Source organism: Streptomyces sp. NPDC006691, assembly GCF_042869955.1.
In the GTDB taxonomy this organism is placed as follows: domain Bacteria; phylum Actinomycetota; class Actinomycetes; order Streptomycetales; family Streptomycetaceae; genus Streptomyces.
Window position 1 is genome coordinate 126,829 of sequence record NZ_JBIAGW010000003.1, and the last position, 24,813, is coordinate 151,641.

The window sequence follows — 24,813 nt, forward strand, 5'->3', positions numbered from 1 at the left end:
CCTAGCGGCAGTGGCGCCGCCGAGCCCCGGCGAGGGCCGCGGAGCGGGCCCGGCCGCGGCGCCGGGCGGGGGTCACCGCGTTCCGGGCCGAGGGCCCCCGGGGCGGGGCCGGAGGACACCCGGGGCGGGGCCAAGGGCCACCCGGGACGGAGCTGGAGGGCACCCGCGTCCGGGCCGGACGGCCCGGACGTTTGACCCGAAAGACACCCCGCACCGGCTCCCTCAGCGTGACGCCTCCCTCACCCGAGGCGGCTTCGGGGACATTTCACCCTGAACTCCCGCTCCCCCGTGCGCAGTTAATTACCCATTCGCCGGACTTGTGCCGATATAAGGCCAATTCGAGGTGATCAAGGACACATCACTTTCGGAGTCGTCCAAATGAACCCGATTCTTGGACCTTTCGTCTTCCTGGTCGATCAGGTTCTGACCAACTCTGATCGAGCACTCATGACCGGGCTCGGCGAGGAAGTGCTCACGCACTGACCGGCCGCCCAGGCCGCCCGTACCGAAAGACCACACCCATGATGCCCAGGCTGCCGCTGCGCTCCGCGCTGCTCTCCCGCCGCGGCGCCGTCGCCGGCTCCGCGCTCGCCGCCGTCCTCGTAGCGGGCGGCGCCTTCGCCGAACTCGCCATGTCCGACACCGAGGGCACCACGCCTCCCGGCGGCCACGCCGCGGCCGTCCCCGCGTCCGTGTCCTCGGGCCCGGTGCGGCCCGCGAGCGGCTCGGTGATGCAGATCATGGCGCACCCGGACGACGACCTGTTCTTCATGAACCCGGACACCGGCCAGTCGCTGCGCTCCGGCCGCCCCATCACCAGCGTGTACGTCACGGCGGGCGAATCGGACGGCGTGAACTCGCCGTCGACCAGGAAGGGCGCCCCCAGGCCCCCGTCCGACCGGGCCAAGTACTCCGAGGCCCGCCAGAACGGCATCCGCGGGGCCTACGCCCAGATGGCGACCGGCGACCGCGGCGCCAAGTGGACCCGCGCCGCCCTGCCCACCGCCGGGGGCGGCACCGCCGAGCTGGACACCCTCGACGGCCACCCCGAGATCCACCTGGTGTGGGTGCAGCTGCGGGAGGCCGAGACGATATCCGGCAACCAGCCGCACAGCCTGCGCGGCCTGTGGAACGGCCAGGTCGGCACGCTGACCTCGCAGCTGGCCTCGGGGACCCCGGTGCGCCCCTTCGCCTACACCAAGGAGCAGGTCGTCGAGACGCTGGCCGGGCTGATGGAGAAGTTCCGTCCGACGCATGTGCGCACCCTCGACCCGACCCCGGCCAGGGAAGGCAAGTTCCACAAGATCATCGACCACCAGGACCACACCTACAGCGCCCGCTTCGCGCAGGCCGCGCTGGCGCTGTACGCGAAGTCCGCGAACCACCCGCACTTCAGCGTGCAGAACTACGTCGGCTACAACACCGGCTTCCTGCCCCACACCTTCGCCAAGCCGGCCATCGATGCCAAGGCCGACATCGTCAAGACTTACGCCTGGATGAACCCGAAGGACAACTACTGCGCCAGCGCGGCCGGTTGTGGCGACCGCAAGGTGTCGAGCAACCCGCACGGCACCAACTGGGCCGAGTCGATCCGCTACAGCCGCACCAACTCCACCTCCTGGTTGCAGCAGGGCAAGGACGACAGCCTGTGGGCGTTCGGGGTGCTCGACCAGCGTCTCGCGGTGTGGCACAAGGCGCCCGGCGCGGACGCCGCGTGGAGCGGGCCCGAGCTGCTGCCCGGCGACGGCATGGACTCCGGGGTGAGCGCCACGCGTCTGCCGGACGGCCGGCTCGCGGTGTTCGGCACCCGCACCCTGTTCGGTGCGCAGCTCACCGACTACCGCCGCGAGGTGGTCGCGGCGGTGCAGACGACTCCCGGCGGCCCCTTCGGCGCCTGGCGCTCGCTCGGCTCACCCGACCGCAGCGGCGTCGACGGCGTCTTCGACCTGTCCACTCCGACCGCGGCGGTGGACGGATCCGGAACGCTCTCCGTCTTCCTGCGCGGCGGTGACCTCCAGTTGCACGCCGCGACCCTCGGCACGAAGGGCGACTGGACGCCGTGGACCGCCCTCGGCGGCTCGAACCTGGTCGGGGACCCGGTCGCCACCACCGATGCCACGGGCCGCGTCCACCTCTTCTCCAGCACCCCCAGGACGATGCTGACCTGGGCCCAGCCGGCACCGGGCGCCCCGCTGCCCGCGCGCGCCTCCGACACCGGGCTGCCGCCCAACACCACGGGCCTCTCCGCCCGCCCGGACGGCGACGGCGTGCGGGTGTACTACCGCCAGGCGAACTCGGGCAACGTCCAGAGCGTGCTGTTCTCCGGCACCGCGCCCTCGGCGGCCACCGACCTCGGCGACACCTCCGGCTACGGCATGGTGGGCGCGGCGGGCCCGCTCGTCACCGGCCGCACCGCCTCCGGCGCGCTGGCCACGCTGGAGCCGGGCGCCCCCGCCCCGGCCTGGAAGTCGGACGGCGGCATCCTGTTCACCGGGGCTCCCGCCGCGGTGCAGGACGGCAACGACGCCGTGGCGACCGCGATCGGCCTGGACGGGCGGCTGTACTGGACGCGGACCGCGGGCGGCCCGGCCGCCCCCTGGCGGGCCGCCGCGCGCTGACCCGTCACGGCCGGCCCCGTGCCCGTTCACCCCGCGAGCGTCTTCTCCCGTTCGGCGCCGGCCGTCGGCGCCGGCGAGGGCGTGGGCAGCGCCTCGGTCCGGGGCACGAGCCACTGCGGCAGGCGCGGCTCCACCAGGGGCCGCATCACCGCGCGCACCGGCGGCGTCGAGAGCAGCACGACCACGCCCACCGCGGTGGCGCTGAGCACCAGCACACCCGGAACCCCCGCCTCGCGCACCACCCGGAAGGCGCCGTAGTACTCGGCGACGCGGAGCAGGATGCCGTGCAGCAGATAGGGGTAGAGGGTGACGGCGCCGAGCCCGGTCAGCCACATCCGGCGGCCCGGCACGAGCGCCAGGAACGACGCCACGAGCAGCGCGGTCACCGCGAACAGGGCCAGCCTGATGAGCAGGTACTGCGTGAGCGACACGTTCAGGACCGTGTTGTCGGCGTCGCTGGAGAGCCAGTCGTCGCTCGGATACGGGGACAGCCAGTAGGCGAGCGCGAAGACCCCGGCGAAGACCGGCACGGCGATCAGACGGGCCGTGCGGGTGCGCAGCCTGGCGAAGTGCTCGGGGCGCAGGCGCAGCCCGAGAACGAACCACGGCAGGAACATCAGGACCCGCGGGAGCGCCAGGTCACCGCTGATCAGGGTCGTGCCCGCGACGAGCGAGACGACGATCGAGATGGGCAGCGGGTAGCGCACCGCCTTCCAGATCGGCGTGGTCAGCCGCCACAGGAACAGCGCGATGAGGAACCAGCACAGATACGTGGGCGAGGTCGGCGTGATCGCGAGCTCGGTGCCGCGCAGCCAGTGGTACACGAAGCTGTAGATGGTCTCGAAGATCAGGTAGGGCAGCAACACCCCGGTGAGCAGCCGCCGGATCTGGTCGGGGCGTCCGGTGAAGCTGCGGGAGAAATAGCCGCAGAGCAGAATGAAAGCCGGCATGTGAAAGCCGTAGACCAGGTTGTGCACGGCTCTGAGGACCGGCGTGTGCGGGGTGATGACCTGTTCCCAGCTGTGGCCGAGCGCGACCAGTGCGATCAGCAGGAACTTGGCGTTGTCGAAGAACGGACTGCGATCGAGGTTTCGGGGGCTTCCGGGACCGGAGTGGAGGGTGGCGCTGGTCATTCGCCCCAACCTAGGGGATGGTCACCCTTTCCCACAGGCACCACCGCTTCGGGCACGGTACGTTCCCCGGGTCTTCACCCACTTTCACCTTCCCGGTTGACATGGACACCCCTACTCTCTGGGTGCACCGCCGCCCGTGGGTGCACCCCCATCGGCGGGTCCCCCGGCCCGCCCTCCCCCTCATTCCGGAGGTAGCCGTGTCCGGCGAGCCCAAACCGCGCCGCACCCGCACCGCCCTCTTGTCCGCCCTGGGCCTCGCGGCCGCGTCCGCCGGCCTGTGGGCCGGCCTCGGCGGTACGTCCTCGGCGCAGGCCGCGGCGAGCGTCCCCACGCCCGATCACGTGGTGGTCGTGGTCTTCGAGAACCACGCCTACGACCAGGTCATTGGCAGCTCCGGCGCCCCGTACATCAACTCGCTCAAGTCCGGTGGCGCCAGCCTGCCCGCCTCGTACGCCGAGACACACCCGAGCCAGCCGAACTACTACGCCATGTTCTCCGGCTCGACGCAGGGCGTCACCGACGACAGCTGTGTGACCCCCGGCTTCTCCTCCGCGCCCAACCTCGCCTCCGAGCTGATCGCGGCCGGCAAGACCTGGGCGAGCTACAACGAGACGCTCCCGAGCCAGGGCTCCACCAAGTGCACCAGCGGCAAGTACGCACAGAAGCACAACCCGTGGTTCGGCTTCTCCAACGTGCCCACCTCCTCGGCGTACACCTTCGCCCAGTTCCCCACCGACTACACGAAGCTGCCCCAGGTCTCGTACGTGGTGCCGAACCTGTGCAGCGACATGCACGACTGCTCGGTCTCCACGGGTGACACCTGGCTGAAGAACAACCTGGGCGCGTACGCGACCTGGGCCAAGACCCACAACAGCCTGCTCGTCATCACCTTCGACGAGGACAACCGGCTCGCCGGCAACCGGATCCCGACGGTCCTGTACGGCCAGCAGGTGACCCCGGGCTCCTCGTCCTCGGCCACCTACAACCACTACAACCTGCTGCGCACCATCGAGGACATGTACGGCACCGGCCACGCCGGACAGGCCGCCAACTCCGCCGACATCACGGGGATCTGGGCCAACTGACGTGTACGTAGCGGACAGCCGCGGCGCCCCAGCCGCCGCTGCCGACGCCGCCCGGGCCGGTTCCGGGCGGCGTTCGGCGATCGCCCCCACCGTGTTCGCGCTCGGCACGGTCAGCCTCATCACGGACGTCTCGTCGGAGATGGTCACCGCCGTCCTGCCGCTGTACCTGGTGACCGGACTCGGTCTGTCCCCGCTCGGCTTCGGGCTGCTCGACGGCGTCTACAACGGCTTCAGCGCCCTGGTCCGGCTCGTCGGCGGCCATCTGGCCGACCGGGGCGGCCGGCACAAGGCCGTCGCGGTGTTCGGCTACGGCCTGTCCGCCCTGTGCAAACCCCTTCTCCTGGTGGCGGGTTCCCTGCCGCTGATCGGAGCGGTGCTCGCCGCGGACCGCACCGGCAAGGGCCTGCGCACCGCCCCGCGCGACGCTCTGATCTCCCTCGCCTCCGCTCCGGAGTCACGCGGCCGGGCCTTCGGGGTGCACCGGGCGATGGACACGGCGGGCGCCATGCTCGGCCCGCTGACCGCCTTCCTGATCCTGCGCCAGGCGGCCGACGGCTACGACGCGGTGTTCACGGTGAGCTTCTGCGTGGCCGCCCTCGGCGTGCTCGTGCTGCTCCTCTTCGTCCCCTCGCGCACCCCTCAGGCCACCCGCACGGCCACTTCCACGGGCACTCCCACGGGCACTCCGACGACCACTACGGCGGCCATTTCGGTGGAGGGAGCGCCGCGCGTCTCCCTGAGGGCGGCCCTGGCCCTGCTGCGCATCCGCCCGGTCCGTCAACTCACCCTGGTGGCCTTGCTGTTGGGGCTTGCGACGGTCAGTGACTCCTTCGTCTACCTCCTGCTCCAGCACCGGCTCGGCGTGCCCGACCGCTGGTTCGCACTGCTCCCCCTCGGCACCGCCGCCGCGTTCCTGCTCCTGGCGGTACCCCTGGGGCGGCTCGCCGACAAGGTGGGCCGCCGGCAGGTGTTCCTCGGCGGCCACGTGGCCCTGCTCCTCGTGTACGTCCTGCTCCTGACCGGCTGGCAGAGCCCCGCGCTTCCGTTCCTCACGCTGGCCCTGCACGGCGGGTTCTACGCGGCGACCGACGGTGTCCTGATGGCCGCGGCGGCGGGCTCGGTCCCGGCCGAACTGCGGTCCTCGGGACTCGCGTTGATCCAGACCGGCCAGGCACTGGCCCGCTTCGCCTGCTCGATCGCCTTCGGCGCGGCCTGGACGGCGTGGGGCGACCGGACGGCACTCGGCACGGCGGCGGCCGTACTGAGCGCGTGCGCGGTGGGCGCGTTCCTGCTGCGGCCCTCCAACTCCCCCGAGGAAGAACGGCCTTGACCCTCCGCAACAAGATCCTGATCCTCGTGGCGGTCCTGGCCGTCCTGGCGGGCGTCGCCGCCGCGTCCCTGCTGCACGCGGCGGACCGCGCGGACAAGAAGAACCAGGTCCAGGCCGACGGGCCCCAAGTGAGCGCGGGAAAGGTGTCGTTGGCGGCTCAGTCCGACCAGCGGATCGTCTTCCGCAACATGGCGTGGGGCCCGCACCGCGACGAGCTGGCCACGGTCGCGGCCACCGACCCGGCGGGCCCGCGCACCGCCTCCGGCGTGAAGTGCCTGCGCTTCTACGCGGCGGCCGGCACCGGCATCTGCCTCCAGGCCGAGCACGGGACGGTGACGGACTCCTACCGCGCGGTGGTCCTGGACGCCGGGCTCAAGGAGCGGGCCCACTACGGACTGCCCGGCATCCCGACCCGGGCACGGGTCTCGCCCAGCGGGCGCTGGGTGGCCTGGACGGTGTTCGTGGGCGGCGACTCCTACGCGGGCACCGACTTCTCCACCCGCACGGCGGTCCTGGACACCCGGACCGGCCACCTCACGCCCTCCCTTGAGGACTTCACGGCCATGCTGGACGGCAAGGAGCACCATGCGGCCGACACCAACTTCTGGGGCGTGACCTTCGCCGCCGACGACCGGCACTTCTACGCCACGATGGCGACGGGCGGCCACACCTACCTCGTCCGGGGCGATCTGGCGGCGCGTACGGTGACCTCCTTGCACACCAACGTCGAGTGCCCCTCGCTCTCCCCCGACGGCACCCGGATCGTCTACAAGAAGCGGGTGCCGGGCCTGCCGGCCGACGCCCCGTGGCGCCTGTACGCCCTGGACCTGTCGACGATGCGCGAGACCGCGCTCGCCGAGCCGCGCAGCGTCGACGACCAGGTGGTCTGGCAGGACGCCGGCACGGTCGCGTACGCCCTGGCCGGGGACTACGGCACCGACCTGTACACCGTCCCCGCCGACGGCACGGGAAAGCCCCGCCGCCTCCTGACGGCGGGGCTCGCCCCGGCCTACCTGAACTGACCGACGGGGGCGCCTCCCGCTCGCCCGGGGCGAGCGGCGGGGGTCACTCCTTGAGTGCCCGGTAGAAGTCCCGCTCCATCTCGCGGGTCTCGACCATGACGTGCAGACGTCGCCCGGCGACCCCGCTCACATGCTTGCGGGCGATCTCCAGGACCGTCTCGCTCAGCACCTCGATCGCCTTCGGGGTGCGCCCGGAGAGGATGGCGACCTGGATGAAGACGGCGTCGATGTCGTCCTCGTCCGCGCCGAAGTACGACTCCTCGATCACCCGGAACCGGGTCTTGAAGGCCTCGGTGGAGGCGTTGATCCCCGTGGGCGCGACCTCGTGGACCTCACGGGCGAAGGCCCGCCGGTCGAAGGTGTCGGCGAGCCGCTCGGAGTATTCGACGGTGACGAATGGCATGAGCAATTCCCTTGCGTAGTGCGCTGGTTGGCTAGTCGGAGGCCTTGCGGGAGGCGTAGTGGCGGGCGGCCCGCACCCGGTTGCCGCACTTGGTGGTGCACCAGCGGCGGGCCGCGTGGGAGCGCAGGAACCAGCGGGTGCAGCCCTGGGCGCCGCAGGGCGCGAGCCGGCCGGCGGCGGCCCCGGTGAGCAGGTCGGCCCCGTCCTCGGCGAGCGAGCCGAGGGCGGCGCCCACCGGGTTCGCGGTGTCGGGTTCGTCGGCGCGGTGCGGCTCGCGGCCGGTCCAGACGAGGCGGGGCGTGGGGGGCGCGGCGGCGAGTGCGGCGTTGAGCGCGTCCAGACTCGGCGCGGGCGGCACGACCCCCTGCGTCCGTGCGGCACACAGCTCCCGCAGCGCCTCGCGCAGTGCCCGCAGGCGTCCGGCCTGACGCCCCGTCAACACCACTCGGTCCGGCAGCAGTTCATGGCGTACCAGCCAGAGCCGCGCGGCATCGGTGTCCTCCAGGAGGTCCACCGGCCCGTGACTGAGCACGAACCGGGTGTTCACCAGGGCCAGGGAGAGGAAGCGCTCCTCGCCGGGGACCGGTGGCTGATGGAGGTAGTGGGGCGCGTCATGATCCACGATCCTCATGTTAATGCTTGCCGTTCTCCGTGAGAAGCCCTACCGTCGCCTAACGGTGAATGAACGTGCCAGGCGTGAGACAGGGGACACTGGAGCATGAGCACGACGACGGACGGCCGTACGGCGGGCATCGATGTGGAACGGGTCAGGGAGGACTTCCCGATCCTGGCCCGGACGCTGGACAGCGGGGCGCGCCTCGTCTACCTGGACTCGGGCGCCACCACCCAGAAGCCGCTCCAAGTCCTGGACGCGGAACGGGACTTCTCCCTGCACCACAACGCGGCCGTGCACCGCGGCGCCCATCAGCTCTCGATCGAGGCGACCGACGCGTACGAGGGCGCGCGCCGCACGATCGCCGCCTTCGTCGGCGCGGCCGAGGACGAGATCGTCTTCACCAAGAACACCACCGAGGGCATCAACCTGGTGGCGTACGCCCTGGGCAACGCGGGCCGGATCGGGCCCGGCGACAAGATCGTGGTGACCGAGATGGAGCACCACGCCAACCTGGTGCCCTGGCAGCAGCTCGCCGAGCGGACCGGGGCCACGCTCGCGTGGTTCGCCCTGACCGACGACGGCCGGCTCGACCTGGACGGCCTCGACGATCTGGTCGACCACTCGACGAAGATCGTCGCCCTCACCCACCAGTCGAATGTGCTCGGCACCCTGAACCCGGTCCGCGCAATCGCCGACCGGGCGCACGCGGTGGGTGCGTGGGTGGTGGTGGACGGCGCCCAGTCGGTGCCCCACCGACCGGTCGACGTAAGGGAGTTGGGCGCGGACTTCCTGGCCTTCTCGGGCCACAAGATGCTCGGCCCGAGCGGGGTCGGCGTCCTGTGGGGCCGCGCCGCCCTGCTTGACTCGCTGCCCCCGTTCCTGACGGGCGGCTCGATGATCGAGATCGTGGAGATGGAACGCTCGACGTTCCTGCCGCCGCCCCAGCGCTTCGAGGCGGGCGTCCCGATGACGGCCCAGGCGGTGGGCCTGGCGGCGGCGGTGGCTATCTGGAGGCGCTCGGCATGCGGGAGGTGGCGGCCCACGAGGAGGAGCTGACGGCCCTGGCCCTGGACCTCCTGGGCGAGATCCCAGGAGTCCGCGTCATCGGCCCCGAGGGCCTCACCGACCGGGGCGCGACGGTGTCCTTCGTCGTCGACGGCATCCACCCCCACGACGTGGGCCAGATCCTGGACGACCGAGGAATAGCCGTCCGCACCGGCCACCACTGCGCCCGCCCCCTGTCCCGCCGCTACGGCCTGGCGGCGACGACGAGGGCGAGCTTCTACGTCTACAACACCCCGGCGGAGGTGAGGGCGTTGGCGGAGGGGGTGCGGGCGGCCCGGAAATACTTCGCTTGAGCGCGATGGCCTGCGGATATGATGCGCCGACGCGTAACGGGGATCAGCGGGGGGACGAATGTACGGGAACAGGGACGATCAGCCGGCGGCGGTTACGGCGCCGGAGCTGCATCTCTCCTACCAATTGACGGTCCAGGACTTCAAAGAGGCCCTCCGCGCCCGCATGAAGGGCTCGGCCTCGGCCCGTCGTCAGCGCGCCGTCGCGCTCGTGTGCGGCGTGGTGGCCCTGGCGCTCCTCTCCCTGGTCGTGGCGACCGGAGGCGGCCTCCCCGTTCCGGAGCTGGTGAGCCTGGCCACCTTCGCCTTCCTCATGTTCGGACTGCCCCAGCTCCAGGCCCGGCAGTTCCACAAGCTCAGCGAGCGCAACGGGGAGACCCGGTCGACGGTCTCGGCCGCAGGCGTCACCGTCGCCCATCGGCAGGCGGCCACCACACTGACCTGGCTCGCGAAGACCCGGTACGTCGAGACCTCCCACCTCTTCGTCCTGCTCGGCCCGGACAAGAACGCCTCCAGCGTCACGATCCTGCCCAAGCGGGGCGCCACGGACGTCGACGCCCTGCGCGCCGCGCTCGACCGGTACACGACCCGGCTCTGACGGGGCCCTGCCACCCACCAAGGGGCCGACGGTCAACGACCGTCGGCCCCTTGGTTTGCGATGTCGCGACAGCCGCCCCGCACCTACAGCACCGGCAGGTTCTTCCGCAGCTCGAAGGCAGTGACCTCGCTGCGGTACTCCTCCCACTCCTGCTTCTTGTTGCGCAGGAAGAAGTCGAAGACGTGCTCGCCCAGCGTCTCCGCCACCAGTTCGCTGCGTTCCATCAGGGTGATCGCCTCGCCCAGGTTCTGCGGGAGGGGTTCGATGCCCATCGCTCGGCGTTCGGCGTCGGTGAGGGCCCAGACGTCGTCGTCGGCGCCCGGCGGGAGTTCGTAGCCCTCCTCGATGCCCTTGAGGCCGGCGGCCAGCAGGAGGGCGTAGGCGAGGTAGGGGTTGCAGCCCGAGTCCAGGGAGCGGACCTCGATGCGGGACGAACCGGTCTTGCCGGGCTTGTACATGGGGACGCGGATGAGGGCCGAGCGGTTGTTGTGGCCCCAGCAGATGTACGAGGGGGCCTCGCCGCCCGCGCCCGCCGTGCGCTCCGAGCCGCCCCAGATGCGCTTGTAGGAGTTGACCCACTGGTTGGTGACCGCGGCGATCTCGGCGGCGTGCGTGAGCAGGCCCGCGATGAAGGAGCGGCCCACCTTGGAGAGCTGGTACTCGGCGCCGGACTCGTAGAACGCGTTGCGGTCGCCCTCGAAGAGGGAGAGGTGGGTGTGCATGCCGGAGCCCGGGTACTCCGAGAACGGCTTCGGCATGAACGTGGCCTGTACGCCCTGCTCCAGGGCGACCTGCTTCATGACCAGACGGAACGTCATGATGTTGTCGGCGGTGGACAGCGCGTCCGCGTACCGCAGGTCGATCTCCTGCTGGCCCGGCGCGCCCTCGTGGTGGCTGAACTCGACCGAGATGCCCATGGATTCGAGCATCGTGATCGCCTGGCGGCGGAAGTCCATGCCCACGTTCTGCGGGGTGTGGTCGAAGTAGCCCGAGTTGTCGGCCGGGACCGGGCGAGTGCCGTCCAGCGGCTTGTCCTTGAGGAGGAAGAACTCGATCTCGGGGTGGGTGTAGAAGGTGAACCCGAGGTCGGAGGTCTTGGCCAGGATGCGCTTGAGGACGAAGCGGGGGTCCGCGAAGGACGGGGAGCCGTCGGGCATCCGGATGTCGCAGAACATCCGCGCGGTGCCGGGGGCCTCCGCACGCCAGGGCAGGATCTGGAAGGTGGACGGGTCCGGACGGGCGATCATGTCGGACTCGTAGACCCGGGCGAAGCCCTCGATGGCCGAGCCGTCGAAGCCGATGCCCTCGTCGAAGGCCTGTTCCAGCTCGGCGGGGGCGACCGCCACCGACTTCAGGAAGCCCAGCACGTCGGTGAACCACAGGCGCACGAACCGGATGTCGCGCTCCTCCAGAGTCCTGAGCACGAACTCCTGCTGCTTGTCCATAGCCACATCCTTGCAGTTCAGACGGCCTGTGCACCGCTCCCCCGGCGGAGCCGGGGACGGCGGGGGAATCCTCAGTATCGAGGCGCGGGATTACCTCCACATTACGCACCCGGTATGACCTGCGGCACGTCCCCTCCTGATGGGTGCCCCTGGGGGCTCCCGGCATGACGATGTGATGGATACTCGCTCCTCGTTGCCCGCCGAACGGCCGATCGGCCCGCTCGGCGCACCCTCGGCAGAACACTCAGGAGAACGTCGCATGACCGGCACCCAGGTGGATCCCCCGGATACCGCCGTCGTACCGCAGGCCCGGCGCCGCTGGCGCGGCTGGCTGCTGGACGGGCTGAGCGAGCGCTCGGCCCGTCACCCCGGACCGCACGGCACCCCGCCGGCCGAGCACAAGGGCCATCGCTGGTGGCGGGTGATGTGCCTGACCGGCGTGGACTACTTCTCCACCCTCGGCTATCAGCCCGGCATCGCCGCGCTCGCCGCCGGGCTGCTCTCACCGCTGGCGACCCTGGTGCTCATCGCCCTGACGCTCGGCGGGGCGCTGCCGGTGTACCGCCGGGTCGCCAAGGAGTCGCCGAACGGCGAGGGCTCGATCGCGATGCTGGAGCGGCTGCTGCCCTGGTGGGCGGGGAAGATCTTCGTCCTCGTGCTGCTGGGCTTCGCCGCCACCGACTTCATGATCACGATCACCCTTTCGGCGGCGGACGCCTCCGCGCACGTCGTGGAGAACCCGTTCGCGCCCTCCTTCCTGCACGGCTCCAACCTCTGGATCACGCTCGCGCTCGTCGCCCTGCTCGGCGCGGTGTTCCTCAAGGGGTTCAAGGAGGCGATCGGGATCGCGGTGGCCCTCGTCGGCGTCTATCTCGCGCTGAACCTCGTGGTGCTCGCGACGGCCGTCTGGAAGATAGCCACCGAGCCGGTCGTCATCGGCAACTGGTGGGACGCGATGACCGCCGCGCACTCCTCGCCGCTCGCGATGATCGGCGTCTCGCTCCTCGTCTTCCCCAAGCTCGCGCTCGGCATGTCCGGGTTCGAGACGGGCGTGGCGGTCATGCCGCAGATCCAGGGCGACGCCTCGGACACGTACGACAAGCCGGCCGGCCGCATCCGTGACACCCGCAAGCTGCTGACCACGGCCGCGCTCATCATGAGCGGGTTCCTGCTGGTCTCCAGCCTGGCGACGACGATCCTGATCCCGGAGTCCGAGTTCAAGCCCGGCGGCGGCGCCAACGGCCGTGCCCTCGCCTACCTCGCCCACCAGCATCTGGGCGAGGGCTTCGGGACGGTGTACGACATCTCGACCATCGCCATCCTCTGGTTCGCCGGGGCCTCGGCGACCGCGGGCCTGCTCAACCTCGTGCCGCGCTATCTGCCGCGTTACGGCATGGCACCCGAGTGGACGCGTGCGGTGCGGCCGCTGGTGCTGATCTTCATGGCGATCGCCTTCTTCATCACCTGGTGGTTCGACGCGAACGTGGACGCCCAGAGCGGTGCCTACGCCACCGGTGTGCTGGTCCTGATGCTGTCGGCGTCGTTCGCCTCGACGGTCGCGGTGCACCGGCGCGGGCGGCGGGCCGCCGCGGCCGGCTTCGGGGTGGTCACCGCCGTCTTCGCGTACACGCTGGTCACCAATGTGATCGAGCGGCCGGACGGCATCAAGATCGCGCTGCTCTTCATCGTGGGCATCGTGGTGTCGTCGTTCGCCTCGCGGGTGCACCGCGCCTTCGAACTGCGGGCGACGGCCGTCACGTTCGACGCCTGCGCCGCCCGATTCGTGGACGAGGCCGCGCGCAGCGGGCCCTTGCGGATCATCGCCAACGAGCCGCAGGAGCACTCGCGGCGGGAGTACCGCGCCAAGGAGTACAGCCAGCGCGAGGAGACCCACATCCCGGACGGGCGGCCGGTGCTGTTCCTGGAGGTCTTCATCCAGAACTCCTCGGACTTCACCACCGAACTCACCGTCCACGGCGACGAGAAGCACGGGGTGCGCAGGCTGCGCGTCGAGGGCGCGGTCGTGCCCAACACCATCGCGGCCGTGATGATGGAGCTGCGCGACCGGACGGGCGAGGTGCCGCACGCCTACTTCAACTGGACCGAGGGCCACCCGCTGAGCCATCTGCTGCGCTTCCTGGTGTTCGGCGACGGCGAGGTCGCGCCCGTCACCCGCGAGGTGCTGCGCCGCGCAGAGCCCGACCTCGCCCGCCGGCCCCGGGTGCACGTGGGCTGAGCCCGCCGGCCCCGGGTGCACGTGGGCCGGGCCGCCGGCCCGGGGGCCACGCGGGCTGAGCCCGGCCACCCCCGGGCCCACCCGGGCCGCGCCCGCTGTTTTCGGCCGGTACCCGACCCGGCCTGCCGCGAGCCGCACTCCCTCGCTTACCATCTGCGCCCATGGGGGGAGTGCGGCTCACGCGCATCACGCGTCCCGTGGCGCTGCTCGGCGCCATGGCGACGCTGCTCGCCGCGCTCTTCATCTGCCTGGCGACCGGCGGCGAGCACCGGGCCCGCCACCACAACCCGCCCGCGAGCGGCGCCGCCGCGTACGTCTGCCCCTACGAGCAGGGCGACTGCGGCCTGTTCCCGCGCGATGTCCCCGCCGTGCTCACGGCGCCCCCGCTGGACGCCCCGGCCCCGGCGGCGGTCCAGGACGTACACGCCGCCGCGCACCACGCCGGAACCGCGGCCTCATGGCCCGGGGCCCGGCCGCGCGCGCCGGATCTGCACGTCCTTCAGGTGCTGCGGACCTAGGGGGACCCGCGGCCGAAGCCCGGCCGCCGCCTCCCCCAACTCCCCCTCAGCAGAAGGACGTTACGTACCCATGACTGTCAACGACGACCCCAGCACCGCCCGCAGGGCCCGCATGGAGGAGCTGCGCCGCGCCGAGCAGGCCCGGCAGCGGCGCGGCCGGCTCGTGGTGATCTCCTCGGTCACGGCCGGCGTGCTCGCGGTCGCGGGCCTGGTCGGCTTCGGCGTGTACGAGTTCGGCAAGAAGGACGGCGGCGGTTCGTCCGACGCCAAGGCGCAGGGCAGCAGCGACCCCAACGCGTCGATCGCGGGCGAGAAGGACTGGGACGCCAAGAAGCTGACCCGCAACCACGTGACGACGAAGGTGAACTACCCGATGAAGCCGCCGGTGGGCGGCGACCACGACCAGGTGTGGATGAACTGCGGCGGCGACGTCTATCCGAAGCAGGTCCCGGACATGAACGCCGTGCACTCCCTTGAGCACGGCGCGGTGTGGGTGACGTACACCGACAAGGCGTCCGCCGCCGATGTGAAGAAGCTCGCCGACAAGGTGTCGAAGACGCCGTACTCCCTGATGAGCCCGTACAAGGACCAGGCCGGGGCCATCATGCTGAGCGCCTGGGGCAAGCAGGTCACGGTGGACGGCGCGGACGACCCCCGGGTGAACCAGTTCTTCACCAAGTACGTCCAGGGCCCGCAGACGCCCGAGCCGGGTGCCGCGTGCACCGGCGGGCTGGACGAACGGTGATCCGCAGGTACTGGGGGGTGGCCGCCGCCCTCGCGCTCCTGATGGTGTTCGCCGCGGCCGCGGTGCTCGTCTCCTCGGGCGGCGACGGATCCGCGGCCGAGGCCGAGTCCCGTACGCCGTCCGCCACTTCGGCGGACGCCGGGTTCGCGCGCGACATGTCGACGCACCACCAGCAGGCGGTGGAGATGTCGTTCATCGTGCGCGACCGCACCTCGGACGACGAGGTGCGCCGCCTCGCGTACGACATCGCCAACACCCAGGCCAACCAGCGGGGCATGATGCTCGGCTGGCTCGATCTGTGGGGGCTGCCGAAGAACGAGGCGTCCCAGCTGCCGATGGCCTGGATGGGCATGGGCATGCAGCCGGGCGCCGACGGCGCGCTGATGCCGGGCATGGCCACCAACACCGAGCTGGACCGGCTGCGGGGGCTCAGCGGCAGGGCCGCGGAGGTGCTCTACCTCCAGCTGATGACCGAGCACCACAAGGGCGGCATCCACATGGCCGAAGGCTGTGTGCAGCGTTGCACGGTGGGCCCGGAGAAGCAGTTGGCGCAGGGCATGGTCGACTCCCAGCAGTCCGAAATCGACCTGATGGCGCAAATGCTGAGGAAAAGGGGCGCCGCACCCCGGTCCAACTGAGCGCGGATAAACGCTCTTTGGCGTTTCTTGGTGATCACATGCCCCCCGCATGAACCGTTCCTGACAAGAGTGACGCATTACATGCACGCATCAGACAGTGCATGTAGAGCAGGCGAAGACCTCACGCAGGGGGTTACATGAGAACCAGCCGCGCCAGGCGGCGCGCCGGTGTGAGCATGGCAGCGACACTGCCACTGCTCGCCGGCGCGCTCGCCCTCGGCATACCGTCCGCCCAGGCGGCCGACCCGGTCCCGAGCGGACGGGCGGCCCTCGCGGGCACCCAGCCCGTCTGGGCCACCGGCTCCGCCGACCAGGGCGCCACGGCCGCATCCACCAAGGTCAACGCCCGGGTGTACCTCGCCGGGCGGGACGCGAAGGGCCTCGACGCCTACGCCGCGGCCGTGTCCGACCCGCAGTCGGCCTCGTACGGCAAGTACCTCAGCGCCGCTCAGGCGCAGCAGCGCTTCGGCGCGACCCAGGAGCAGATCGACGCGGTCACCCAGTGGCTGAAGTCGTCCGGACTGACCATCACGGGCTCCAACCAGCACTACATCGCGGTTTCGGGTGACGCGGCGGCGGCGCAGAAGGCTTTCGCCACGCAGCTGCACAACTACCGCAAGTCGGGGCGGACTTACCACGCCCCGTCCAAGAACGCCTCCGCTCCGAACGCGCTCCAGGGCGCCGTTCTGACGGTGACGGGCCTGGACAACGCCCCGCACCAGTCGACGCACCAGGACACCCTTCCGGGTCCGGGCGCCGGCTTCCGCAACGCGGGTCCGTTCTCCACGTACTACGGCTCGAACATCGCCAAGACGCTGCCGGACGCGTACGGCACGAAGATCCCGTACGCCGTGCACGGTTACACCGGCCAGCAGCTGCGGGCGGCGTACGGCGCGGGCAAGTACACCGGCAAGGGCGTCACGGTGGCGATCACCGACGCGTACGCCTCGCCGACCATGGCGTCGGACGCCGCGAAGTACGCCAAGCGCAACGGTGACAAGCCCTACAAGACGGGCCAGTACACCGAGGTGCTGCCGGCGGACTACAACAGCACGGAGGCGTGTGGCGCGTCCGGCTGGTACGGCGAGGAGTCCCTCGACGTCGAGGCCGTGCACGCGGTCGCTCCGGACGCGAACATCGTGTACGTGGGCGGCGCGTCCTGCAACGACCCGGATCTGCTCGACGCCCTCAACAAGGTCGTCGACCGGCACCTGGCCGACATCGTCTCCAACTCGTGGGGCGACATCGAGGCCAACGAGACCCCGGACGCCGCGGCCGCGTACGACCAGACGTTCAAGCTGGGCGCGATCGAGGGCATCGGCTTCTACTTCTCCTCGGGCGACGACGGCGACCAGGCCGCCGCCTCCGGCAAGAAGCAGGTCGACACCCCGGCCAACTCGGCGTGGGTGACGGCGGTCGGCGGTACCTCGCTGGCGGTCGGCAAGCACGACAAGTACCAGTTCGAGACCGGCTGGGGCACCGAGAAGGCGTCCCTGTCCGCCGACGGCAAGAGCTGGGTGAACTTCCCGGGCGCCTTCACCAGCGGCGCGGGCGGCGGCACCAGCTCCACCGTGAAGCAGCCGTTCTACCAGCGCGGCGTCGTGCCGGACTCGCTGGCGAAGGCGAACGGCGCGACCCGGATGCGTACGGTTCCGGACATCGCGGCCGTGGCCGACCCCAACACCGGGTTCCTGGTGGGCCAGACGCAGACCTGGCCCGACAAGTCGGTGAGCTACGACGAGTACCGCATCGGCGGCACCTCGCTGGCAGCCCCGGTCACCGCGGGCATCCAGGCGCTGGCCCAGCAGGCCAAGCGCTCCCCGATCGGCTTCGCGAACCCGTCGATCTACGAGCGCTTCGACTCGAAGCTCTACCACGACGTGACGGACCACCCGCTGGGTGCCTCCCGTGACCTCGCGGTCGCCCGGGTCGACTTCGCGAACAGCGTGGACGCGTCCGGGGGGCTTCTCACCTCGGTGCGGACGCTCGGCAAGGACAGCTCGCTCGCCGCGACGCGCGGCTACGACGACGTGACGGGCGTGGGTTCGCCCGCCCCCGGCTACGTCGCCTCGTACGCCAACCCGTTCCGCCGCTAGTCCCTTCCGGGGATTCGCCCCGCCCTTCGGCCACGCGCTGGCCGGGGGGCGGGGCTTCACTCTTTCCCACCCCTGGCGCTGAAGAAGCCGACGGCGGCCCGCATGGAGTCCTTTGGGGGCGCGGGGAGCTGCGCGAAGGGCCGCTGCGGTCCGCAGACGCAGAGCTCCCCCCGGAGGGTCTAGGGAAGGGGCGGGGTGGGGGAGATCGCCCCCGCCACCGCCCCCGGCGCATCCAGCATCACCAAGTGCCCCGCACCATCGGCCAGTTGGAACGTCGCGCCGAGCGCGGACGCCAGGGCCCGCTGACGCGACACCCAGACGGGGCCGCCCGCCCCACCCGCCAGCACCGTCGCCGGGACGCCAGGAAGCCCCAACCCGCGCCGCAGGCCGAGGAGTTCGGCAGCGACCGAGCCGTACGCGGCGTTCTCCAGCACCGTCCCCCGAAGCACCCGGGACGTGCGGTAGCACGACCGCACCAGATCCCGCGGAGCCGGATCCCCGCCCCCCGTGCGGGACGCGCGGACGGTCGCCCGGCGCAGCGCGGGGCCGAGCGCGGCCGGTACGCCCGCGCGGCAGAGCAGGCCCGCGGCCGCCCGCGCGAGGGCGAGCCGAAGGGCCGGGGCGGCCGGGGGCCGGGCGCGCTCCTCGACGCTGGAGTCGACCAGGACGAGCCCCGCCGTGCGGGCGGGGTACAGCCGCGCGAAGGCCTCCGCGTGGAACCCCGCGATGGAGTGGCCGACCACCGTGGCCGGGCCGGCCAGGCCCAGCGCGTCGAGGAGCCCCGCGATCCGGCCGGCCTCCCCCGCGGCGCTCGGCGGCACCGGAGCGGGCCCGGACCGGCCGTGCCCGGGCCGGTCGAAGCGTACGACCGTGCGGTGCGCGGACAGGAGCGGTACCACCGGGTCCCAGTCGAACCAGCTCATGCCCAGGCCCGCGCTGAGCACCACCACCGGGCCCGCCCCCTCCACCACCACGTGGTGCGCCACCCCGCCCAGCTTCACGAACTTCCCCGTCACACCCGCTCCTCCCGTGCCACGCTCCACGCGAGCACCCCGAGCCAGACCGCCACGAGCAGCACCTGGAGGCGCTGGCCCGCGCCCAGGGCCCAGGTGCCCCGGCCCGCCTGGAAGGCGGCGACCGATGTCAACGTCCATACCGTGGCGGCCAGTTCGAGGGCCAGGAGGGCCGGTCCGAGCCGGGCCGCGAGCAGCGGCCACCAGCCGTAGCGGCGGGCCGCGACGGTCAGGGCGACGACGCCGACGAGTGCCCCCACCATCGCGAGGCTGCTGCTCACCGCGTGCGCGGTGTGGGTCGCCGGGACCAGGCCCGCCGTCTCGCGGGCCGCGCACGCCGGGTCGGCGGTGGGGGCGCAGCTCAGCGGGAGCCGGGAGTCGAGGGCGGTGGCGGCGCCGAACAGCGCGAGCCCGGACCAGCCGGCGAGCGACCAGCGCCGGCGGTCACAGCGCACCAGCGCGCGGACCGCGGCCGCGAGGACGAGGAGTCCCGCCGTCAGGTCGGTCGCGCGGAAGAGGCCGCCGAGCGGCTGGTCGGCGGCGGCGAGTTCGCTCACGTACGCCTGGATCGGGTCGAGCCCGGTCTTCAGGAGGACCTCCAGGACCCATGCCGTGTAGGCCAGCGCGCCGAGCGCGAGCAGGGCTGCCACCGGCCGGGTTCGCACACCACTGTGGGACATAGTGGGACCAATGCTACGGGGGTGGCAGGGGTCGCTCGTGGTCCGGATGCACCCAGCCGGGCTTGCGGAACTTCAGGAAGGCGAGCGGGGCGAGCAGTCCGAGCACGAGCAGTCCGCCGCCCACGACGAGCAGATACCGCCAGAGCGGCTGGTTGCCGAACTGGTCCGGCGGCACGAACCCGATGCACAGCGCGGCCACCGACGCCACGAACCCGATGCCCGCGACCCAGGCGACGGCGGGCACCCGGAAACCGCGCTCCACCTCCGGCCGGGTCCTGCGCAGCCGGACCACCGCGACGAACATCAGCAGATACGCGATCAGATAGATCTGCACGGTGATGACGGAGAACATCCAGTACGCGCTCGACACATCGCCGCTGAACGCGTAGAGGACGCCGATCAGCGTGGTGATGACGCCCTGCGCGACCATGATGTTCTGCGGGGTGCCGTACTTGTTCAGCCGCTGGAGGAACGGCGGCAGATAGCCTTCCTGGCGCGACAGCAGCACCAGGCCCTTGGCCGGTCCGGCGAGCCAGGTCAGCATGCCGCCGAGCGCCGCCGCCACCAGCATCACGCCGACCACCTTGGTCATCCAGCCGATGTGGAAGTGGTCGAAGAACGCCTGGAAGGCCTGCATCAGACCGGCCGTGAGGCTCAGTTCCCTGGACGGCATCACCCAGGAGATGGCCAGGGCCGGAAGGATGAAGATCAGCAGGACCAGTCCGGTCGCCAGGAACATCGACCGGGGGTACTCGCGCTTGGGGTGGCGCAGCGAGGACACGTGGACGCCGTTCATCTCCATGCCGGCGTACGACAGGAAGTTGTTGACGATCAGGACCAGGCTGGCGAGTCCGGTCCACGGCGGCAGCCAGTGCGAGGCGCTCATGGGCGCGGCCGAGGGGTTGCCCTGGCCGAGGAAGACGAAGCCGAGGACGACCAGGACCACGCCGGGGACGAGCGTGCCGATGACGAGCCCGAGGGAGCTGAGCCCGGCGACCGTCTTCGTGCCGCGGGATGAGATCCACACGCCGGTCCAGTAGATGACGACGATGACGATGGCGACGTAGAGCCCGTTCTCGGCCAGGCTCGGGTTGATGACGTACGCGAAGGTCGAGGCGACGTAGGCGAGCAGGCTCGGGTAGTACGCGATCGTCATGGCGAACTGGCACCACACGGCGAGGAAGCCGAGCGGCTTGCCGAGCGCCTCGCTCACCCAGCGGTAGATGCCGCCGGTCCAGCCGGAGGCGAGCTCCGCGCCGACCAGGGCGGTCGGGAGCAGGAAGACGACGGCCGGCAGGAGGTAGAGGAAGACCGCGGCCAGGCCGTAGATGGCCATGGAGGGCGAGGGCCGCAGGCTCGCGACGGATGCGGTCGTCATCAGGCCGAGGGTCACCCAGGAGACGAACTGGCGGCTGCTCCCCCCTTCGTCGGCGACGAGCTCTTCATCGGAGGCGTCCGTGGTCGTCATGCGCCCATGATCGGTTCGACGGCCGGCTCCCGCATGTCGGGCGGCCCCGCGAACGCAAGGAACGCGCCACCTCGTGACCCGGTGCGAAGCGGGCGGCGGCCGAGTCGGCCGGAGCCCCGCCGCGCCCCCACCACCGCGCGCCGCGCCTCCCGTTCCACCCCCCATCGCGTCGCATTGACGATTAAAGTGGCCGCGTGCCTCAACTACGTCTCGCCCTGAATCAGATCGACTCGACCGTCGGGGACATTCCCGGCAACACCGAGGCGATCGTGCACTGGACACGGCACTGCGCCGAGCAGGGGGCGCACCTCGTCGCGTTCCCCGAGATGATGCTGACCGGCTACCCCGTGGAGGACCTCGCCCTCAGATCGTCCTTCGTCGAGGCGTCCCGCCGGGCGCTCACCGCCCTCGCCGGGCGTCTGGCGGCGGAGGGGTTCGGGGAGATCCCCGTGGTCGTCGGGTATCTGGACCGCTCCCCCGTCGCGGTCCCCCGGCTCGGCCAGCCGGCGGGCGCCCCGCAGAACGCGGCGGCGGTGCTGCACGGCGGCGAGGTCGTGCTGGCCTTCGCCAAGCACCACCTCCCCAACTACGGCGTCTTCGACGAGTTCCGCTACTTCGTGCCCGGCGACACCCTGCCGGTACTGCGGGTGCACGGCATCGACGTGGCCCTCGCCATCTGCGAGGACCTGTGGCAGGACGGCGGCCGGGTGCCGGCCACCCGGTCGGCCGGGGCCGGACTGCTCATCTCGGTCAACGCCTCGCCGTACGAGCAGAACAAGGACGACTCCCGGCTCGACCTGGTCCGCAGGCGGGCCCGGGAGGCGGGCTGCACGCTGGCCTACGTCGCGACCATCGGCGGCCAGGACGAGCTGGTCTTCGACGGCGACTCGATCGTCGTGGACGCGGACGGTGAAGTCGTGGCGCGGGCACCGCAGTTCAGCGAGGGCAGCGTGATCCTCGACCTCGAACTCCCGGCCGCGGGGCCGGTCCCCTCCGGCGTGGTGGACGACGGCCTGCGCATCGACCACGTCGTCGTCTCCGGGGAGCCGCTCGCGGCGTACGAGCCGGAGCTGGCCGGCGGTTACGCCGAGCGCCTCGACGACGACGAGGAGGTCTACTCGGCCCTCGTCGTGGGCCTGCGCGCGTACGTCGCGAAGAACGGCTTCCGTTCGGTCCTGGTCGGCCTGTCCGGCGGCATCGACTCGGCGCTGGTCGCCGCGATCGCCTGCGACGCACTGGGCGCGGCCGACGTCCACTGCGTGTCCATGCCGTCGAAGTACTCCTCGGACCACTCCCGCAGCGACGCGGCCGAGCTCGCCCGGCGCACCGGGCTGAACTTCCGCACCGTGTCCATCGAGCCGATGTTCGACGCGTACCTGGGCTCGCTGGCCCTGACCGGGCTCGCCGAGGAGAACCTCCAGTCGCGGCTGCGCGGCACCCTGCTGATGGCGCTGTCCAACCAGGAGGGCCACCTCGTGCTCGCCCCGGGCAACAAGTCCGAGCTGGCGGTGGGCTATTCGACCCTGTACGGCGACTCGGTGGGCGCGTACGGGCCGATCAAGGACGTGTACAAGACGGCGGTGTTCCGGCTCGCCAAGTGGCGCAACCGTGCCGCGGCCGAGCGCGGCCAGACCCCGCCGATCCCGGAGAACTCCATCTCCAAGCCCCCGAGCGCCGAACTCAGCCCCGGCCAGGTCGACACGGACTCGCTGCCCGACTACCCGGTCCTGGACGCGATCCTGTCGATGTACGTCGACCGCGACCAGGGCGCCGACGCGATCGTGGCCGCGGGCTACGACCCGGAGTTGGTGGCGAAGACGCTACGGATGGTGGACACCGCCGAGTACAAGCGGCGCCAGTACCCGCCGGGCACGAAGATCTCCGCGAAGGGGTTCGGCAAGGACCGCCGGCTGCCGATCACCAACCACTGGCGCGAGTCGCTCTGACGCCGGGCGCGGGGCGTCCCGGGCGGGCGCCCCGGCTCACACCTGGAGCCGCGCCGCGATCGGCAGGTGGTCGCTCTCGGTCTTCGGCAGCGTCCACGACGACTTGGGCTCGATGCCCTTGACCATGATCTGGTCGATGCGGGCCATCGGGAACGAGGCCGGCCAGCTGAAGCCGAAGCCGCTGCCCGCCGCGCCCTGCGTCGAGCGCATCTGGGCGGTGATGTTGTTCAGGGAGCGGTCGTTCATCGTGCCGTTGAGGTCGCCGAGCAGCACCACCTTCCTGTTCGGCTCGGCGGAGATCGCCTCACCCAGCAAGTAGGCGCTGTTGTCCCGCTGGTTGGCGGTGAACCCGGCGTTCAGCTTGACCCGCACCGAGGGCATGTGGGCGACGTACACCGCGATGTCGCCGGTCGGCGTCTTCACCGTGGAGCGCATCGCGCGGGTCCAGCCCATGTTGATGTCGACGGGCCGGCTGTCGCTGAGCGGGTACTTGGACCACAGGCCCACCGTGCCCTGCACCGAGTGGTACGGGTAGATGTCGGCGAGCGCCCGCTTGTACGTGTCGACCTCGTCGCTCGGGATCTCCTCCAGGGCGAGCACCTGCGCCCCGGAGGAGGCGACCTGGCGGGCGGTGCCGTTCGGGTCGGGGTTCTGGGCGTTGACGTTGTGGGTGGCCACCACCAGGTTGCCGCCCGAGCCCTGCTTGTCGGTGAGCAGCCCGCCGAACACGTTGAGCCAGACGATCACCGGCAGCAGCAGCGCGATCAGCGCGCTCGCCGAGCGGCGCCACAGCGCGAGGCCGAGCAGCACCGGCAGGAACACACCGAGCCACGGCAGGAAGGTCTCGGAGAGCGAGCCGAGGTTGCCGACCGAGTTGGGGATCCGGGCGTGCACCAGCATCACCAGGGCGATCAGTACGGAGAGCCCCGCGAGCACCAGGCCGCGGCGCCAGATGCCGCGGTCGCTCCGCCAGCGGTCGAGCCGGCGCCGGAACCGGGACCCGGTGCGCTCGCCCTCCGCGCTGCCGTCGCCCGTCTCCGTCATGTACGCCCGCGCCATACCGCTGTCCTCACTGCTGTTTCCGCACATCGTGTCCGCCTGTTCGACCCTAGGCGAAAACGAGTGCGTTTCCCTGCCGCCGTACCTCTCGTACGACATTCCCTACGGCCAGCAGGACGACCGGGCGCGGTGACGGGTTCCAGCGCGGGGGTCTTGTGGGGGGCCTGTAACGAAATGCGCATATTCAGCGGGCCGGGCGCAGCCCTTCGAGGACGGCGTCCACGATGCGTTCGGCGAACTCGGGGCCGGGCAGTTCGGTGTCGGGCCGCATCATCGTGCGCACCAGCATGGGGGCGACGAAGAGGTCGCCCGCCATGTCGAGGTCGAGCCCGGCGCGGAGTTCACCGGTGGCGATCCCCCGCCGCAGCACCTCGTCGAAGAGCTCGCGGCGGGGGTCGATGACCGTGCTGTGGTACTTGCACCAGAGCTTGGGATAACTCTGCATCTGCGCGAAGACGTTGTGCAGCAGCGCGGAGGACCGCTTGGCGGCGCCGCGCTGGCGCACGTTCTCCACCATGGCGATCAGATCGCCCCGCAGGGAGTGGCCGGGCAGCGGCGGGGTGGGCGACTCCATGGACTGGACGACCTCGACGAAGAGCTCCTCCTTGCCGGCCCAGCGCCGGTAGATGGTGGCCTTGCCGACGCCGGCGGTGCGGGCGACGCGTTCGATGGAGAGGTCGGCGAGCGATACGCCTTCCTCCAGCAGCTTGATCACGGCTTCCAGGATCTGCCGCTCCACGGCCTCGGAGCGGGGCCGCCCGCGCCGTGGTTCACCGTTGGTCTGCCGTTGGTCCATCAAGGTCACGCCC

At 71.3% G+C, this 24,813-nt stretch carries 20 protein-coding genes and 1 pseudogene; 12 read left to right on the top strand and 9 right to left on the bottom strand.

The window, feature by feature from the left end:
• The first annotated feature begins 521 nt into the window (after positions 1 to 521).
• The gene (locus ACFYNP_RS07335; RefSeq protein ID WP_388783454.1) at positions 522 to 2,618 is read left to right on the top strand and encodes a PIG-L family deacetylase; all 2,097 of its coding nucleotides are present in this window, start codon (positions 522 to 524) and stop codon (positions 2,616 to 2,618) included.
• Between the two features lie 26 nt (positions 2,619 to 2,644).
• On the opposite strand, the gene ACFYNP_RS07340 is transcribed toward ACFYNP_RS07335, so the two are convergent.
• Positions 2,645 to 3,751 (bottom strand): acyltransferase family protein, encoded by a 1,107-nt coding sequence (locus tag ACFYNP_RS07340; protein ID WP_388783457.1) that lies wholly within the window; start codon positions 3,749 to 3,751, stop codon positions 2,645 to 2,647.
• Between the two features lie 197 nt (positions 3,752 to 3,948).
• On the opposite strand from ACFYNP_RS07340, the gene ACFYNP_RS07345 reads away from it, so the two are divergent.
• Genes ACFYNP_RS07345 through ACFYNP_RS07355 form a run of 3 tightly spaced genes read left to right on the top strand, consistent with a single transcriptional unit; the run spans position 3,949 to position 7,188 of the window.
• Entirely contained in the window at positions 3,949 to 4,836 is an 888-nt protein-coding gene (locus ACFYNP_RS07345; RefSeq protein WP_388408200.1) for an alkaline phosphatase family protein, read from the top strand.
• A gap of 1 nt (position 4,837) precedes the next feature.
• On the top strand, positions 4,838 to 6,166 hold the full coding sequence (locus ACFYNP_RS07350; protein ID WP_388783459.1) for an MFS transporter: 1,329 nt from the start codon (positions 4,838 to 4,840) through the stop codon (positions 6,164 to 6,166).
• Entirely contained in the window at positions 6,163 to 7,188 is a 1,026-nt protein-coding gene (locus tag ACFYNP_RS07355) for a TolB family protein (RefSeq protein WP_388408195.1), read from the top strand. The genes ACFYNP_RS07350 and ACFYNP_RS07355 overlap by 4 nt, the downstream gene beginning before the upstream one ends.
• A gap of 43 nt (positions 7,189 to 7,231) precedes the next feature.
• Here the strand turns inward: ACFYNP_RS07355 and ACFYNP_RS07360 are convergent, their stop codons facing one another.
• Both ACFYNP_RS07360 and ACFYNP_RS07365 read right to left on the bottom strand, forming a co-directional pair.
• Positions 7,232 to 7,591 (bottom strand): 5-carboxymethyl-2-hydroxymuconate Delta-isomerase, encoded by a 360-nt coding sequence (locus tag ACFYNP_RS07360; protein ID WP_388408192.1) that lies wholly within the window; start codon positions 7,589 to 7,591, stop codon positions 7,232 to 7,234.
• Positions 7,592 to 7,622: 31 nt separating this feature from the next.
• Positions 7,623 to 8,222, bottom strand: a complete 600-nt coding sequence (locus ACFYNP_RS07365) for a CGNR zinc finger domain-containing protein (protein WP_388783462.1) — start codon at positions 8,220 to 8,222, stop codon at positions 7,623 to 7,625.
• 87 nt (positions 8,223 to 8,309) lie between these two features.
• Here ACFYNP_RS07365 and ACFYNP_RS07370 point away from each other — a divergent pair.
• Together ACFYNP_RS07370 and ACFYNP_RS07375 are read left to right on the top strand one after the other, a co-directional pair.
• Positions 8,310 to 9,565: pseudogene (locus ACFYNP_RS07370) on the top strand (cysteine desulfurase).
• Between the two features lie 58 nt (positions 9,566 to 9,623).
• A complete protein-coding gene (locus ACFYNP_RS07375) occupies positions 9,624 to 10,160 on the top strand; it encodes a hypothetical protein (RefSeq protein ID WP_388783463.1) in 537 nt (178 codons plus the stop codon).
• An 83-nt stretch (positions 10,161 to 10,243) separates the two neighbouring features.
• On the opposite strand, the gene ACFYNP_RS07380 is transcribed toward ACFYNP_RS07375, so the two are convergent.
• Complete coding sequence (locus tag ACFYNP_RS07380; RefSeq protein WP_100576826.1) at positions 10,244 to 11,605, bottom strand: glutamine synthetase family protein; 1,362 nt, start codon at positions 11,603 to 11,605, stop codon at positions 10,244 to 10,246.
• Between the two features lie 259 nt (positions 11,606 to 11,864).
• Between ACFYNP_RS07380 and ACFYNP_RS07385 the strand changes: the two genes are divergently transcribed.
• The 5 genes from ACFYNP_RS07385 to ACFYNP_RS07405 all read left to right on the top strand — a co-directional run bounded on the left by ACFYNP_RS07385 (position 11,865) and on the right by ACFYNP_RS07405 (position 17,838).
• Positions 11,865 to 13,841, top strand: a complete 1,977-nt coding sequence (locus ACFYNP_RS07385; RefSeq protein WP_388408180.1) for an amino acid transporter — start codon at positions 11,865 to 11,867, stop codon at positions 13,839 to 13,841.
• A 161-nt stretch (positions 13,842 to 14,002) separates the two neighbouring features.
• Positions 14,003 to 14,359: a hypothetical protein gene (locus tag ACFYNP_RS07390; protein ID WP_388408178.1), complete on the top strand. Its 357-nt coding sequence runs from the start codon at positions 14,003 to 14,005 to the stop codon at positions 14,357 to 14,359.
• A gap of 70 nt (positions 14,360 to 14,429) precedes the next feature.
• Entirely contained in the window at positions 14,430 to 15,104 is a 675-nt protein-coding gene (locus ACFYNP_RS07395; RefSeq protein ID WP_388408175.1) for a DUF3105 domain-containing protein, read from the top strand.
• Between the two features lie 41 nt (positions 15,105 to 15,145).
• Complete coding sequence (locus tag ACFYNP_RS07400) at positions 15,146 to 15,742, top strand: DUF305 domain-containing protein (RefSeq protein WP_388408521.1); 597 nt, start codon at positions 15,146 to 15,148, stop codon at positions 15,740 to 15,742.
• 176 nt (positions 15,743 to 15,918) lie between these two features.
• Positions 15,919 to 17,838, top strand: coding sequence for a protease pro-enzyme activation domain-containing protein (locus tag ACFYNP_RS07405; RefSeq protein ID WP_388783466.1), 1,920 nt, complete (start codon positions 15,919 to 15,921; stop codon positions 17,836 to 17,838).
• A gap of 179 nt (positions 17,839 to 18,017) precedes the next feature.
• On the opposite strand, the gene ACFYNP_RS07410 is transcribed toward ACFYNP_RS07405, so the two are convergent.
• Genes ACFYNP_RS07410 through ACFYNP_RS07420 form a run of 3 tightly spaced genes read right to left on the bottom strand, consistent with a single transcriptional unit; the run spans position 18,018 to position 20,999 of the window.
• A complete protein-coding gene (locus ACFYNP_RS07410; protein WP_388783469.1) occupies positions 18,018 to 18,854 on the bottom strand; it encodes an alpha/beta fold hydrolase in 837 nt (278 codons plus the stop codon).
• On the bottom strand, positions 18,851 to 19,531 hold the full coding sequence (locus ACFYNP_RS07415; protein ID WP_388783471.1) for a DUF998 domain-containing protein: 681 nt from the start codon (positions 19,529 to 19,531) through the stop codon (positions 18,851 to 18,853). Before ACFYNP_RS07415 ends, ACFYNP_RS07410 begins: the two co-directional genes overlap by 4 nt.
• A 13-nt stretch (positions 19,532 to 19,544) precedes the next feature.
• Positions 19,545 to 20,999, bottom strand: coding sequence for an APC family permease (locus ACFYNP_RS07420; RefSeq protein ID WP_388783474.1), 1,455 nt, complete (start codon positions 20,997 to 20,999; stop codon positions 19,545 to 19,547).
• Positions 21,000 to 21,193: 194 nt separating this feature from the next.
• Here ACFYNP_RS07420 and ACFYNP_RS07425 point away from each other — a divergent pair, with 194 nt between their 5' ends.
• The gene (locus tag ACFYNP_RS07425; protein WP_388408160.1) at positions 21,194 to 22,945 is read left to right on the top strand and encodes an NAD+ synthase; all 1,752 of its coding nucleotides are present in this window, start codon (positions 21,194 to 21,196) and stop codon (positions 22,943 to 22,945) included.
• Between the two features lie 36 nt (positions 22,946 to 22,981).
• Here ACFYNP_RS07425 and ACFYNP_RS07430 read toward each other — a convergent pair whose 3' ends face one another.
• Together ACFYNP_RS07430 and ACFYNP_RS07435 are read right to left on the bottom strand one after the other, a co-directional pair.
• The gene (locus ACFYNP_RS07430; RefSeq protein WP_388408157.1) at positions 22,982 to 24,004 is read right to left on the bottom strand and encodes an endonuclease/exonuclease/phosphatase family protein; all 1,023 of its coding nucleotides are present in this window, start codon (positions 24,002 to 24,004) and stop codon (positions 22,982 to 22,984) included.
• A 184-nt stretch (positions 24,005 to 24,188) separates the two neighbouring features.
• Entirely contained in the window at positions 24,189 to 24,800 is a 612-nt protein-coding gene (locus ACFYNP_RS07435; RefSeq protein WP_388784267.1) for a TetR/AcrR family transcriptional regulator, read from the bottom strand.
• Between the last annotated feature and the right edge of the window lie 13 nt (positions 24,801 to 24,813).